The sequence below is a fragment of the Denitraticella aggregata genome (assembly GCF_048158365.1).
Classification (GTDB): domain Bacteria; phylum Pseudomonadota; class Gammaproteobacteria; order Burkholderiales; family Rhodocyclaceae; genus Azoarcus_F.
Map to the genome: position 1 here is coordinate 598,183 of NZ_JBLLNL010000001.1, position 14,110 is coordinate 612,292.

The following is a 14,110-nucleotide window of genomic DNA, read 5'->3' on the forward strand; positions in this document are numbered from 1 at the left end:
GTGGGGGTTCAGGTGCGCCTGCCGTGCAAGGCGACGACCCATCGCATCGCGTCGAGTTCGGCGGCGGTGAGGTCCGCCAGGCTCAGCCCGGGCGCGTCCTTCAGCAGCCGTGACGCCCGGTCGAGATCACTGTGCTCGATGCATTCGACCAGCGCGAGCAGGATGCCAAAGGGTCCGCCACGTTCGAGCAGTGCGTCACGGACCTCTGCGCACAGGTTGATCCGGGCGACGATCTCGCGCATCGACTGCTTCATCACGTTGTCGAGCAGCGACAGCGTGCCCGTCATGAACGCGGTATCCAGATCGGCGGGCGCCAGCCCCTGGCGCTGGGCCAGGCCCTCCATCGTCTTGCCACGGCTGGCCGCCATCTCCATCAGCGGGCTCGGATAGGAGACCCCTTTGTCCTGCGAATACAGCAGCAACTGGACCCATCGCTGCAACTGTCTGCGACCGAGCGCGGCCACTGCGGTCGACACCGAGTCGATCGGACGCGCAAACCCTGCGGCGGCCGAATTGACCAGGCGGAGCAGGTTGTAGGTGAGTCCCGGGTCCCGCCTGATGGTGTCGAAGATCTGTGCCGATTCGCCGTCGCCGAGCAACAGTTGCAGCAGTTCGACCAGCAGATTCGTCGATGGATCGGGACGTCTGGCGCTGAGGATCACCGGGCGCGCGAAGTAGTACCCCTGGAAGAGCTCGAAGCCCAGCGCTCTGCAGTGCTCGGCCTGCTCGCGCGTGTCCACCTTCTCCGCAAGCAGGCACACGGGCCATTGTCTGAGTCGCGAAACGATTTCCGCGAGTTCGTCAGGCTGGTGAAGAGTCAGGTCTATCTTCACGAAGTCGACGATCTTCAGCAGTTCGACGAAGGATTCGTCGAACACGAAGTCGTCCAGCGCGATCCTGAAGCCGGCCTTCTTCAGGTCGAGACAGCGTTGCAGCACCGGCTCGCTGGCTGCAACGGTTTCGAGGAGCTCGAGCACGACCTTGTCGGGCGGCAGAAACTCGACCACCTCGCTGTGCAGCATCTCGGTGCTGACGTTGATGAAACCCAGCGCGGACCCGAGCACCGCCTCGGCCCCGAGTTGACCAAATGCGTGGCTGATGACGTTGGCGGTCGCATGCAGGTCGTCCGTGACGTTGCTGTCGGGGACCTGCCCGGCCCGGAACAGCAGCTCATAAGCGAAGAGCTCGCCGTTCCGATCGAGAATCGGCTGCCGGCCGAGGAATACGTCGTTGCGCGCCATGGGTCGTCATCTGCGGGAAACCGGGCGTGATGCTACTGCAAGTGAAGTGACGACGCGATCCCCTCGGGCACGGCAGGGGCACCGGCTTCATCAGTCATCCCCGCGTCGGCGGGGATGCGCGTCATCGGTCATGCCCGGGTGCCGTGTGTCATCGCCATCGGGTCGGTCCAGCGATCGAAATCCGCCTCGCTCAGATGGCCCAGTTCCAGCGCAGCCTCCTTGAGTGTCTTGTTTTCCTTGTGTGCCTTCTTCGCGATCTCGGCGGCCTTGTCATAGCCGATGTGACGATTCAGCGCGGTCACCAGCATCAGGTTGCGCGCCAGGTTCTCGCGGATGCGCGGGAGATTGGGTTCGATGCCGATGGCGCAGTGCCGGTCGAAGGAGCGGGCCGCGTCGCCCAGCAGACGAATGCTTTCGAGCACACCGTGGGCCATGACCGGCTTGTAGACGTTGAGCTGGAAATTCCCCTGGGTGCCGGCGAATGCGACCGTCGCGTCGTTGCCGAACACGCGCGCGCAAACCATGGTCAGGGCCTCGGCCTGGGTGGGGTTCACCTTGCCGGGCATGATCGAGCTGCCCGGTTCGTTCTCCGGGATCAGCAGTTCGGCGATGCCGGTGCGCGGGCCGCTCGCAAGCCATCGCACGTCGTTGGCGATCTTGAACAGCGCGCCGGCCAAGGTGCGCAGCGCGGCGCTGAAGTTCACCAGCGCATCGTGCGCGGACAGCGCGGCGAAACGGTTTTGGGCGCTTCGAAACGGCTGGCTGGTCTCGGTCGCGATGAAATGCGCACATCGCTCTCCGAACTGCGGATGCGCATTCAACCCGGTGCCGACCGCGGTGCCACCGATCGCCAGTTCATGTAGCCCCGCCTGGGCCATTTCGATGACGTCGAGCGCGAAATCGATCTGGGCGACCCAGCCGCCGATCTCCTGACCCAGCGTGATCGGGGTCGCGTCCATCAGGTGGGTCCGGCCGGTCTTCACGATCCCGACGAAGTCGTCCGCCTTGGTCGCCAGCGTATCGCGCAACTGCAGCAGTGGCGGCAGCAGCTCCCGGTGCAGTGCGGTGACGATTGCGACGTGCATCGCGGTCGGGAAGGTGTCGTTCGACGACTGGCCGCGATTGACATCGTCGTTGGGGTGTACCGGCTGCTTGCTGCCGAGTCTGGAGCCGGCCAGCTCGTTGGCACGGTTGGCGATCACCTCGTTCGCGTTCATGTTGGACTGGGTGCCGCTACCGGTCTGGAACACGACCAGCGGGAAATGATCGTCCAGATCGCCCGCGATCACCTCCTGGGCGGCGCGTGCGATCAAGCTCGCCTTGCCCTGCGGCAGCTCACCGAGTTCCGCATTGGCCAGCGCGGCGGCTTTCTTCAGCACCCCCATCGCATGCACGATGCTCGACGGCATGCGGAAGCGCTCCGTGCCGATGTCGAAGTTGCCCAGGGAGCGCTGGGTCTGCGCGCCCCAGTAGCGGTCCGCCGGAACACGGATCTCGCCCATGGAATCGGATTCGATGCGGGTCTTCATGCTCCCCATTCTAGGTCAGCCGTAGTCCGGCTGCCGGGCGAAATGGATGGCGATCGAGGATGTGGAATGCGCTTTTTGCCCGGTGCGCTCGCCGGCGAACGCCTGCTGCTGCGGGAGCAGGGGTCCGGCACGCGCGGCAACATGGAGCGCTTTCTGCGTGCACACGGGGTGAAAGTGCTGCGTGCCGACGAAATGGGCAGCAATGAAACCTTGAAACAGGCTGCCATCGCAGGCTTGGGGGTGGCGTTTCTGTCACACCACACCTTCGGAATGGAGCGCGAGTCAGGACGCCTCGTGCGGCTCGATGTCCGTCACACCCCGATCGAACGGGAATGGAACCTGCTGCTGTATGCAGGCTGGACGCCCACGCTTGCCGTCGAGGCACTGGTCGATTGCCTGCAGTGCGAGGGCGTGCGATCATGCAGGCGGGAGAGGCACAGGTAGCGGTATAAGCCGGATCCGGACTGATCGAAACAGGCTTCTCATTCGCTCAAAGGCGGGTAAAACCCAGAAAACGCCGCATGAACTCGGCCTTGCCTGTGTTCAGGAAGTCTGCGAAGTACCAGTCTCCGGGCACATCAGCGTGCCGTAGGCGAAGCAGTGGCGCGCGGGCATCGGTTCAGTCTCGTCGATCCGGCCCGACGGCTGCGGGTTCGCTGACGACCACGTCGCGGTGCGTCGGACGCCGCAGCCTTGCCATGTAACGCGCCGTCAGCGCACCACCTGCCTGAGCTCGCCGGACTGGTAGCGGGAGGCGATCCGCTCCAGCGGCACGGCCTTGATCCGGCTGGCCTGACCGGCGCAACCGAATGCCTCGAAGCGGGCCTTGCACACGAACTTGGCCGCTTCGCGCGCCGGTTTGTTGAACTCGCGCGGATCGAACTTGGACGGATTCTGGAACAGGAACTTGCGTACCGCGCCAGTCATCGCGAGGCGGATGTCGGTGTCGATGTTGATCTTGCGCACGCCGAACTTGATCGCGGTCTGGATCTCCTCGACCGGCACGCCATAGGTCTCCTTCATGTCGCCACCGTACTGGCGGATGATCTCGAGCAGGTCTTGCGGCACCGAACTCGAACCATGCATGACCAGATGCGTGTTCGGGATGCGTTTGTGGATGGCCTTGACCCGCTCGATCGCGAGGATGTCGCCGGTGGGCTTGCGGGTGAACTTGTAGGCGCCGTGACTGGTGCCGATCGCGATCGCGAGTGCGTCGCAATCGGTCTGTTTCACGAAGTCCGCCGCCTGATCCGGGTCGGTCAGCAGCATCGAGTGATCCAGCGTACCCTCCGCGCCGTGCCCGTCCTCCTCACCGGCCTGGCCGGTCTCGAGCGAACCGAGGCAGCCGAGTTCGGCCTCGACGGTGACGCCGATCGCATGCGAGAACTTGACCACCTCGCGCGTAACCTCGACGTTGTAAGCGTATTCGGAAGGCGTCTTGCCGTCCTCGAGCAGGGAACCGTCCATCATCACGCTGGTGAAGCCGGAGCGAATCGCGGTCATGCACACGGCCGGCGACTGGCCGTGGTCCTGGTGCATCACGATCGGGATGTTCGGGTAGGCCTCGACCGCGGCGTCGATCAGATGACGCAGGAAAGCCTCACCCGCGTACTTGCGAGCGCCGGCCGAGGCCTGCATGATCACCGGGCTGTCGGTCTCGGCCGCAGCCTCCATGATCGCCTGCACCTGTTCCAGATTATTCACGTTGAAGGCCGGCAGGCCGTAGGTGTGCTCGGCGGCGTGATCCAGCAGTTGTCGCATTGAAACGAGGGGCATCGTGCTTCTCCGTTGGCGCGGCGCCGCTTCGGGCGCGGGTGATCTGGACTGTTATTTTACCGCTGCGCTCGGTTGCTTGTCAGATGCAGGTGTCACGCCGACCATTCGTGTCCCGCGGACGGAGGCCTCGGGCGACCGATCGGTACAGGCAGCTCGTGCACATGAAAACGGCCACCTCGCGGTGGCCGACTCGGGGTGTCCGCCTGCGGCTCAGTTCTCGTACCGGGCTTCCAGCGCCGCGATCGCCGGCAAGGTCTTGCCTTCCAGAAACTCGAGGAAGGCTCCGCCGCCGGTCGAGATATAGCCGACGTCCTGTGCGATGTCGAATTTCGCGATCGCGGCCAGCGTGTCGCCGCCTCCGGCGATCGTGAAGGCTTCGGAGTGCGCGATCGCCGAGGCCATCATCTTGGTACCGCCAGCGAACTGGTCGTGCTCGAACACACCGACCGGCCCGTTCCAGACGATGGTCCCGGCGTGCGCGATGATGTCGGCCAGCCGTGCCGACGACTTGGGTCCGACGTCGAGGATGCGGTCGTGCGGACCGACCTCGTCCACCGGGATGCGGTTCGCGCGCGCCAGCGCCGACACCTCGTCCGCTACGACGACATCGACCGGCAGCGGCACTTCGGCGCCCCGCGCCTTCATGATGTCCATGATCGCCTGCGCTTCCTTGACCAGTTCGGGTTCGGCCAGCGACTCGCCGATGCGTTTGCCGGATGCGAGCAGAAAGGTGTTGGCGATGCCGCCGCCGACGATCAGTTGATCGACCTTTTCGGCGAGCGTCTTCAGGATGGTCAGCTTGGTCGACACCTTGGCGCCCCCGACAATCGCGACAAGCGGCCGCGCCGGATTCTCGGTCGCCTTGGACAACGCGTCGATCTCGGCCCCCATCAGCATGCCAGCACAGGCCACGGGCGCGAAGCCGGCGATGCCGTGCGTAGTGGCCTCGGCGCGATGGGCGGTGCCGAACGCGTCGTTCACGTAGATGTCGCACAGCGCCGCCATCTTGCGCGCGAGTTCTTCGCTGTTCTTCTTCTCGCCCTTGTTGCAGCGGCAGTTCTCGAGCAGTACCACCTGCCCGGGGGCGACGTCGAAACCGCCATCGACCCAGTCGATGATCAGCTTCACCGGCTTGCCAAGCAACTGCCCGAGGCGCACCGCCACCGGCATCAGCGTGTCCTCGGCGCGCACCTCGCCTTCGGTCGGACGGCCGAGATGGGACGTCACCATGACCGCGGCGCCGTTGTCGAGGCAGTACTGGATGGACGGTATCGACGCACGGATGCGGGTGTCCTCGACGATGTTGCCGGCCTCGTCCTGCGGTACGTTGAGATCGGCGCGAATGAAGACCTTGGTGCCGCGGACATCGAGTTCGGAGAGTTTCTTGACTTGCATGATCCTTGATCCGTTGGTGGGAGGGGCGTATCGCGGATGAAAAAATGCCCTGCAGGGCAGGGCACGGCTTGAATGCTGGGACGCCTACTTCGCTTCGGCGAACACCCGGGCGGCGTCGAGCATGCGGCAGGAGTAGCCCCATTCGTTGTCGTACCAGGCCAGCACCTTGACCAGCTTGCCGTCGATGACGCGGGTCTGGGTCGCATCGAAGACCGACGAATGGCTGTCGTGGTTGAAGTCGCTGGACACCAGCGGATCCTCGTTGACCGCGAGCACGCCCTTCATCGAACCGTTGGCCGCTTCCTTCATCAGCGCGGTGATCTCGTCCTTGCTGGTGTCGCGGCTGGCGGTGAAGGTGAGATCGACCAGCGATACGTTCATCGTCGGTACCCGCAACGCGAACCCGTCGACCTTGCCCTTCAGTGCGGGTAGTACCAGTCCGACCGCTTTGGCCGCGCCGGTCTTGGTCGGGATGATGTTCTGCGCGCCGGCGCGTGCACGGCGCAGGTCCTTGTGGCGCACATCCACCAGCACCTGGTCGTTGGTGTAGGCGTGGATCGTCGTCATCAGGCCATTTTCAATGCCGATCGCATCCTGCAGGACCTTGGCGACCGGGGCCAGGCAGTTGGTGGTGCACGACGCGTTCGACACCACGGTCATCGCACCGGTCAGGATGTCGTGATTCACGCCATAGACGATGGTCGCGTCCACATCGTCGCCGCCGGGTGCCGAGATCAGGATCTTCTTCGCACCCTGGTCGAGATGCACCTGGGCCTTGGCCTTGCTGGTGAAGGCGCCGGTGCACTCGAGCAGCACGTCCACGCCAAGATCGCCCCAGTTGATGTCGAGCGGGTTCTTCGTGGAGAAGAACGGGATGCGGTCGCCATCGACGATGATCGCGCGCTCGCCATCGGTCTCGACCGGAAACCCGAAACGCCCGTGCGTGGTGTCATAGCGGGTCAGATGCGCGTTGATCGCGATGTCGCCGGACGCGTTGATCGCGACGACCTCGAACTGCTCTCGCAGACCCAGTTCGTAAATCGCGCGCAGCGTGCAACGACCGATTCGCCCGTACCCGTTGATGGCGACTTTGATTGGCATGGTTGACTCTCCCGATGAATGCAACAGCAGATTTGCGCCGTCCGCGCCGGACGACAGACGTTTACCGGTGTGCGCTCAGAGCCGCTGTCTGACCGCAGTGACGACCGCTTCGGTGGTGATTCCGAAATATTCGAACAATTCGCCGGCCGGCGCGGATTCTCCAAAGCGGTCCAGGCCGATCACGCCGCCTTCCAGGCCGACATACTTGCGCCACCCGTCGGTGACGCCGGCCTCGATCGCCACCCGCGGCACCCCGGCGGGCAGAACCGAAACCTGGTAGGTCGCATCCTGCCGGTCGAAAATGTTCGTGCATGGCATGGACACGACGCGCACCGAGATACCCTGTTCGGCAAGCGCCTTCTGGGCGGCCATGGCCAGGCCCACCTCGGAGCCGGTGGCGATGATCACCGCCTTCGGCGATGCATCCGAGGCTTCGGACAGCACGTAGCCGCCGCGGCGAATCGCGTCGATCTGCTTCGCGTCGCGGGTCTGAAAGGGCAGGTTCTGGCGCGAGAACAGCAGCGCCGAGGGGCCGTCGCGGCGCTCGATCGCACAGGCCCAGGCGGTCGCCGATTCGACGGTGTCGCACGGACGCCATACGTCCATGTTCGGAATCAGGCGCAGGCTGGCCGCATGCTCGACCGGCTGATGGGTCGGACCGTCCTCGCCGAGGCCGATGGAGTCATGCGTGAACACGAAGATCTGGCGTTGCTTCATCAGCGCGGCCATGCGCAGCGCATTGCGGGCGTAATCGCTGAACATCAGGAAGGTGGCGGTATAGGGAATCAGGCCACCGTGCAGCGCGAGGCCGTTGGCGATCGCCGCCATGCCGAACTCGCGCACGCCGTAGTAAATGTAGTTGCCGCCGTCGTCCCGGGTGACGCCGCGCGAGCCCGACCAGAGCGTGAGATTGGATCCGGCCAGATCGGCCGAGCCGCCGATCAGCTCGGGCAGCGCGGGGGCGAAGGCCTCGATGCTGTTCTGACTGGCCTTGCGGCTGGCGATGTTTTCGGCCTGGTCGTCGAACTGCGCGATGACCGCTGCGGCGTGAGCTGCCCAGTTGTGTGGCAGCGTGTTGCTCATGCGCCGCCGGAGTTCGGCGGCGAGTTCGGGGAAGGCTGCGGTGTAGGCGTCGAGGCGCGTGTTCCAGTCGGATTCCGCCTTCGCGCCGGCCTCGCGCGCGTTCCATGCGGCATAGACTTCGGCCGGAATCTCGAACGGCGGCAGGTTCCAGCCGATGTGTGCACGGGTCGCGGCGATCTCCGCGTCGCCCAGCGGTGCGCCATGGACGTCGTGGCTGCCCTGCTTGTTCGGTGCCCCGGCGCCGATCACGGTCTTGCAGCAGATCAGCGTCGGTTGCGTGGTGTTGGCCAGCGCCGCGCCGATGGCCGCTTCGATCGCGCCGGCATCATGGCCCTGAACGTCCGGGATGACCTGCCAACCGTAAGCCTCGAAGCGCTTGGGTGTGTCGTCGGTAAACCAGCCGTCCACATGACCGTCGATCGAGATCCCGTTGTCGTCGTAGAACGCGATCAGCTTGCCGAGGCCGAGCGTGCCGGCCAGCGAACAGGTCTCGTGCGAGATGCCTTCCATCAGGCAGCCGTCGCCGAGGAACACCCAGGTGCGATGATCGATGATGTCGTGGCCCGGCCGGTTGAACTCGGCCGCGAGGACCTTTTCGGCGATCGCCATGCCGACTGCGTTGCTGATGCCCTGACCGAGCGGACCGGTGGTGGTCTCCACGCCCGGCGCGTAGCCATGCTCGGGGTGGCCGGGGGTGCGGCTGTGCAACTGGCGGAAACGCTTGAGTTCGTCGATCGGCAGATCGTAGCCGGTCAGGTGCAGCAGTGCGTACAGCAGCATCGAACCGTGCCCGTTCGACAGCACGAAGCGATCGCGGTCGGGCCATTCCGGATTGGCCGGGTTGTGCTTCAGATGGTGACGCCACAAGACCTCGGCGATGTCGGCCATGCCCATTGGCGCACCCGGATGACCGGACTTGGCTTTTTGCACCGCATCCATGGCCAATGCGCGGATCGCGCCGGTGATCGGGTTGAACTGGGGCGGGGTGATGCGGCGGGCGTCTGACATGGTGGAGGGGGTGGGCGCTCGAATAAAACCGCGATTATCGCCGAAAACCCGGCTTCACGGTAGGTCGGTCGATCGCGTCCAAGCATGGGGTCGAAGGTCGGATCATCGGAGTTTCCGACGTTTTTCCATCAATTTCCAGATCAGCGGGGTCAGGATCAGCTGCATCGCGAGGTCGAGCTTTCCGCCCGGAATCACGATGGAGTTGGCCCGCGACATGAATGCCTCATGGATCATGTTGAGCAGGTACGGGAAGTCGATACCGCGCGGATCCCTGAAACGGATCACTACCATCGATTCGGCTAGGCTGGGGACATCGCGCGCAATGAACGGGTTGGACGTGTCGACGACCGGCACGCGCTGGAAGTTGATGTGGGTGCGAGAGAACTGCGGCACGATGTAATGCACATAGTCGTGCATGCGACGCAGGATGGTGTCCTGTACCGCCTCCAGTGAATATCCGCGCTCCCGCGTATCCCGGTGCAGTTTCTGGATCCATTCCAGGTTGATCGTGGGGGCCACGCCGATCAGCAGGTCGACGTGGCGCGCGACATCGACAGTGTCGGTCGTTACGCCGCCATGCAGTCCTTCGTAGAACAGGCAGTCGGTTCCCACCGGCAGATCCTCCCACTCCGTGAAGGTCCCCATCGGCAGGTTCCAGCGAACGGACTTCTCCTCGTTGTGAATGTAGCAGCGCTTCCGACCGACGGCCGATTCCCCGTAATTGCGAAACAGCGCTTCGAGCTCTTCGAGCAGATTCGCTTCGGGCCCGAAGTGGCTGATGCCACGGGCGCTGCGCGCCTCGGCCTCGTCGATCAGCCGCTTCATCTCGTCGCGCGTGTAGCGATGGAAACTGTCGCCCTCTACGATCGCGGCATTGACGTTCTCGCGATGAAAGATCGCCTCGAACGTGTGCTTGACGGTCGTGGTGCCGGCTCCGGACGAGCCGGTAACCGCAATGATCGGATGCTTGGTGGACATGCTGACTCCGGAGGAGGGTCGAAGGCGCGAACGTGGCCGGATTTGCACCTTGCCGTCAGGAATGTGCCGATACCCAGTTGCGCCATTCGGCGAACAGGCTGGGACTTGCGGCTGCGATCACGCCCCGCTTGACCGCAGGACCGGCCATCAGCGAGCCGCCGTCGAGCGCGGCCGCCGTCCCGCCGGCCTCGGTGAGGATCAAATGCCCGGCCGCATAATCCCACAGCATCTGTCCGCCATGCAGATAGACGTCGAGACGCCCGGCCGCGACGAAACACCATTCCAGCGCACTGGATCCAAAGTTGCGCTGCGAATAATAGGGTGGGCGCACCGCCAGTTCGTCACCCAGATGATGACTGATGCGCTTGAAATCGATGCCGGCGACCGCGTCGCCCAGGCCGTGCGCGGAGGAGCGCAAGGGCAGTTCGGTGCCGTTCAGATAGGCGCCGGCGCCCTTCGCGGCATAGAAGGACTCATCGGTCACCGGGTTGTACACGACCCCGAAGCGCGGCTGGTGATCGACCAGATACGCGATCGACACCGCGAAGAACGGAATGCCATTGGCGAAGTTGGTGGTGCCGTCGATCGGGTCGATGCACCACAGGCCGGGACGGCTGTCGGTCCACGCCCGGGCCTGCTCCTCCCGGCTCATCTCCTCGCCGAGAACTGCTCCGGGCAATAGCTTGGGCAATTCCTCCACGAAACGCCGTTGCGATTCGAGGTCGGCCTCGGTGAACAGGGATCCATCCGGCTTGCGGTTTCGCGCGCTCTTGAGATAGCGGGGCAGGATCACTTCCCGCGCGATATCGCGGACCAAGGATTCGAGCGCGCGGGCGCGGGCGAGTCGGTGTGCGGCAGTCGGCATGTCAGTCCTCCCGCCATTTGATCGAGCAACCGATGCTCGCGACCTGTTCGGCCGGGCCTACGCTGGTTTCCGCGACCTGCTTCATGGCTTCGAACAGGTCGCGGCGCGCATCCGGTGCTGCCGGGCTGCGACCGGATGCGTCCAGGCGACCTCGGTACTGGAGCAGCAACTCGTCGTTGAAGCCGAAGAAGTCGGGCGTGCACACCGCCCCGTAGGCCTTTGCCACCTGCTGGGTCTGGTCCAGCACGTACGGAAACGGAAAATCGAGCCGTGTGGCGGTCTCGACCATGTTATCCCAGCTGTCTTCCGCATGAACGGCCGGGTCGTTGGACATGATCGCGATGCTGTTCACACCGATCTGAGTGAGTTCGCGCGTGTCGCGGATGATGCGGTCGATGACGGCCTTCACATAGGGACAGTGGTTGCAGATGAACATCACCAGCAGGCCACGTGGTCCGCGGGCCGAGGCCAGCGAGTGGCGCCGGCCATCGACGCCGGGGAGATCGAAATCGGGCGCGGCCCAGCCGAAATCACAGACGGGGGTCGTCTTGGCTACCATCGCTTCACTCCGGATTGGATTTCCGTCCCTATAATAGCCCGGATGGTCGCGTGATGGGCGCAGGCTCGGGCGTACGCGAGCGCAGGTCCGCTCTCCCCTCGGCGCGCGCACCCATTGACCCTGGTTCCGGCGGCAGATCCCCCCAAGCCCGATATCGCCCTCGACGATGACGCCCCGATTCTTTCATTCCGATCCACTGCCCGAGTCCGGCGAATGCCGTCTTCCCGACGCGCTGGCGCATCATGCGGTCAGGGTGCTGCGCCTCGGCGAGGGCGCCTCCATCGTGCTGTTCGACGGTCGTGGCGGCGAGACGCGTGCGACCCTCTTCGGGCGGGGCAAGACCTGGCATGCGCGTCTGGATGCGCGCTGCGATGTCGATCGGGAGTCGCCGCTGCAGCTGGTCCTGGTGCAGGCCCTGGCTGCCGGCGACAAGATGGACTGGATCGTGCAGAAGGCGGTCGAGCTCGGTGTCTGCGGCATCGTGCCGCTGCGGGCGGAGCGGTCGGTGCTGCGACTGAGCGCCGAACGTTCAGCCAGGCGGGTCGCCCACTGGCGGCAGATCATCGTTTCGGCGTGCGAGCAGAGCGGTCGCAACCGGATCCCGCAGCTTTGCGAGCCGATCGACCTGACGGAGTATCTGGATCGGGTCGGCACGCGGGTGGACGCGTCGATGCCTGCGCCGGCGCGCAAGCTCGTGCTCGACCCGTCGGCCGAAGTGTCGCTGCGCACGCTCAGCCCACCGGAGGGGGCGGTGCACCTTTTCGTGGGCCCCGAAGGCGGCTGGTCGGATATCGAGCGTGCGGTCTGCATCGATCGGGGTTGCGACCCGATCTCGCTGGGGAAACGGGTGTTGCGCACCGAAACCGCCGGACTTGCCGCGCTGGCCGCATTGCAGGCGATCTGGGGCGATTTCTGAGGCTGTCCCTTGCAAGGGGGCGAAGATTGCAGGCATGATCGATCGCGACGGCTGGCAGGCACGGTTAGCCGGCTTTCATGTCGGGCGAGTCGGCAAACGGCGGCTTGCCTGTGTGTCCGGCCGTTCGAAGAGGAGAGGCGATGTTCGAATCCGCAGAAATTGGCCACAAGACTTCGAAAGCCGACTTCGACGCGGCATTGCCCGAATTACGGGCCCAGTTGCTCGATCTGCAGTTCGAGCTGATGGAGAACAAGGGCTTTTCGGTGGTGGTGCTGATCAACGGCATCGACGGCGCGGGCAAGGGTGAGACGGTCAATCAGCTGAACGAATGGATGGACCCTCGCCACATCGAGGCCTGGGCCTTCGATGAGCCCGCCTCCGAAGAGGCCGAGCGGCCGCCGATGTGGCGCTTCTGGCGGGCCCTGCCACCCAAGGGAAAGATCGGCGTGTTGTTCGGTAACTGGTACAACGAGCCGATCAACGATCGTGTCGAAAAACGCATCAAGCAAGCCGAACTCGACCAGCGTCTGGACGAGATCAACCGTTTCGAGACCATGCTGGTGCGTGAGGGCGTGCTGCTGCTGAAGCTCTGGTTCCATCTCCCGAAAAAGGGGCAGAAAACGCGCCTGGAGGAGCTTCAGAAGGATCCCAAGACCAGCTGGCGCGTGACCGAGGCCGACTGGCGCTATTACAAGCTGTACGACCGCTATCGCGATGCGGCCGAGCATGCGCTGCGCAGGACCAGCAGCGGCGAGGCGCCGTGGATCATCGTCGATGGAACGGACCCGCGGTTCAGGGCGCTTCTGGTGGGCCGGACCCTGCTCGACTCGATGCGCCGCCGCCTCGATGCGGTCACGCATCACTGGGCGCCGCGTCAGACCGCACCGCCGCTTCCGACACAGCTGGACGAACGCAACTATCTGAGCACGCTGGACCTGAATCAGCCGCTTCCGAAGAAGGACTATTCGGAACTGCTGGAGGTGCTGCAGGGACGTCTGGCGCTGCTGACCCGCGACCAGGCCTTCGCCAACCGTTCGCTGGTGCTGGTGTTCGAAGGCGTGGATGCGGCCGGCAAGGGCGGGGCGATCCGGCGCGTGACCGCCGCGATGGACATTCGGCGCTACCGCGTCATACCGATCGCCGCGCCGACCGACGAGGAACTCGCCAAGCCCTATCTGTGGCGTTTCTGGCGTCAGATTCCGCGACGGGGGCGTGCCGCGATCTTCGACCGCTCGTGGTATGGGCGCGTCCTGGTGGAGCGGGTGGAGCGTTTCTGTTCTGAGGCAGAATGGATGCGCGCCTATGCCGAGATCAACGATTTCGAGGATGAACTGACCAACGACGGTGTCATCGTCGTGAAGTTCTGGCTCGCGATCGACAAGGATGAACAGCTCGCCCGCTTTCAGGCGCGAGAGGTGGAACCGCACAAGCGCTTCAAACTGACCGACGAGGATTGGCGCAATCGCGAGAAATGGGACGACTACGAGCGTGCGGTATGCGACATGATCGACCGGACCAGCACCGAAGCCTCGCCGTGGACGGTGGTCGAGGCGGGCGACAAGTATTTCGCCCGCATCAAGGTCCTGCGTACCGTGTGCGAGCGGCTCGAGGCCGCTTTCGGACGCTGAGTCGACGCCTGTCGCGTCGCACCGGGCGTGT

12 protein-coding genes are annotated in these 14,110 nt (G+C 64.6%); 3 read left to right on the forward strand and 9 right to left on the reverse strand.

Annotated features, from left to right (window positions below; translation table 11 throughout):
* Window positions 1-8 precede the first annotated feature (8 nt).
* Window positions 9-1,241 carry an EAL and HDOD domain-containing protein gene (locus tag ACKVEX_RS02880; protein ID WP_473214170.1) on the reverse strand — a complete coding sequence of 411 codons (1,233 nt, stop codon included), beginning with the start codon at window positions 1,239-1,241 and terminating at the stop codon, window positions 9-11.
* 128 nt (window positions 1,242-1,369) lie between these two features.
* Window positions 1,370-2,770: a class II fumarate hydratase gene (fumC, locus tag ACKVEX_RS02885; RefSeq protein WP_473214171.1), complete on the reverse strand. Its 1,401-nt coding sequence runs from the start codon at window positions 2,768-2,770 to the stop codon at window positions 1,370-1,372.
* A gap of 66 nt (window positions 2,771-2,836) precedes the next feature.
* Here fumC and ACKVEX_RS02890 point away from each other — a divergent pair, with 66 nt between their 5' ends.
* The gene (locus tag ACKVEX_RS02890; protein WP_473214172.1) at window positions 2,837-3,214 is read left to right on the forward strand and encodes a LysR substrate-binding domain-containing protein; all 378 of its coding nucleotides are present in this window, start codon (window positions 2,837-2,839) and stop codon (window positions 3,212-3,214) included.
* Window positions 3,215-3,481: 267 nt separating this feature from the next.
* On the opposite strand, the gene fba is transcribed toward ACKVEX_RS02890, so the two are convergent.
* From fba to ACKVEX_RS02925, 7 genes are all read right to left on the reverse strand, one after another.
* Window positions 3,482-4,546 (reverse strand): class II fructose-bisphosphate aldolase, encoded by a 1,065-nt coding sequence (gene fba, locus ACKVEX_RS02895; protein WP_473214173.1) that lies wholly within the window; start codon window positions 4,544-4,546, stop codon window positions 3,482-3,484.
* 210 nt (window positions 4,547-4,756) lie between these two features.
* The gene (locus ACKVEX_RS02900) at window positions 4,757-5,941 is read right to left on the reverse strand and encodes a phosphoglycerate kinase (RefSeq protein ID WP_473214174.1); all 1,185 of its coding nucleotides are present in this window, start codon (window positions 5,939-5,941) and stop codon (window positions 4,757-4,759) included.
* An 84-nt stretch (window positions 5,942-6,025) separates the two neighbouring features.
* A complete protein-coding gene (gap, locus tag ACKVEX_RS02905) occupies window positions 6,026-7,042 on the reverse strand; it encodes a type I glyceraldehyde-3-phosphate dehydrogenase (protein WP_473214175.1) in 1,017 nt (338 codons plus the stop codon).
* A gap of 75 nt (window positions 7,043-7,117) precedes the next feature.
* The gene (gene tkt, locus ACKVEX_RS02910; protein ID WP_473214176.1) at window positions 7,118-9,133 is read right to left on the reverse strand and encodes a transketolase; all 2,016 of its coding nucleotides are present in this window, start codon (window positions 9,131-9,133) and stop codon (window positions 7,118-7,120) included.
* A gap of 102 nt (window positions 9,134-9,235) precedes the next feature.
* Window positions 9,236-10,111, reverse strand: coding sequence for a phosphoribulokinase (locus ACKVEX_RS02915; protein WP_473214177.1), 876 nt, complete (start codon window positions 10,109-10,111; stop codon window positions 9,236-9,238).
* 55 nt (window positions 10,112-10,166) lie between these two features.
* The gene (locus ACKVEX_RS02920; RefSeq protein ID WP_473214178.1) at window positions 10,167-10,976 is read right to left on the reverse strand and encodes an inositol monophosphatase family protein; all 810 of its coding nucleotides are present in this window, start codon (window positions 10,974-10,976) and stop codon (window positions 10,167-10,169) included.
* Between the two features lies 1 nt (window position 10,977).
* A complete protein-coding gene (locus ACKVEX_RS02925) occupies window positions 10,978-11,535 on the reverse strand; it encodes a thioredoxin family protein (RefSeq protein ID WP_473214179.1) in 558 nt (185 codons plus the stop codon).
* A gap of 166 nt (window positions 11,536-11,701) precedes the next feature.
* On the opposite strand from ACKVEX_RS02925, the gene ACKVEX_RS02930 reads away from it, so the two are divergent.
* Window positions 11,702-12,451 (forward strand): 16S rRNA (uracil(1498)-N(3))-methyltransferase, encoded by a 750-nt coding sequence (locus ACKVEX_RS02930; RefSeq protein ID WP_473214180.1) that lies wholly within the window; start codon window positions 11,702-11,704, stop codon window positions 12,449-12,451.
* Between the two features lie 140 nt (window positions 12,452-12,591).
* Window positions 12,592-14,079, forward strand: a complete 1,488-nt coding sequence (gene pap, locus ACKVEX_RS02935) for a polyphosphate:AMP phosphotransferase (RefSeq protein WP_473214181.1) — start codon at window positions 12,592-12,594, stop codon at window positions 14,077-14,079.
* The last annotated feature ends 31 nt before the right edge of the window (window positions 14,080-14,110 follow it).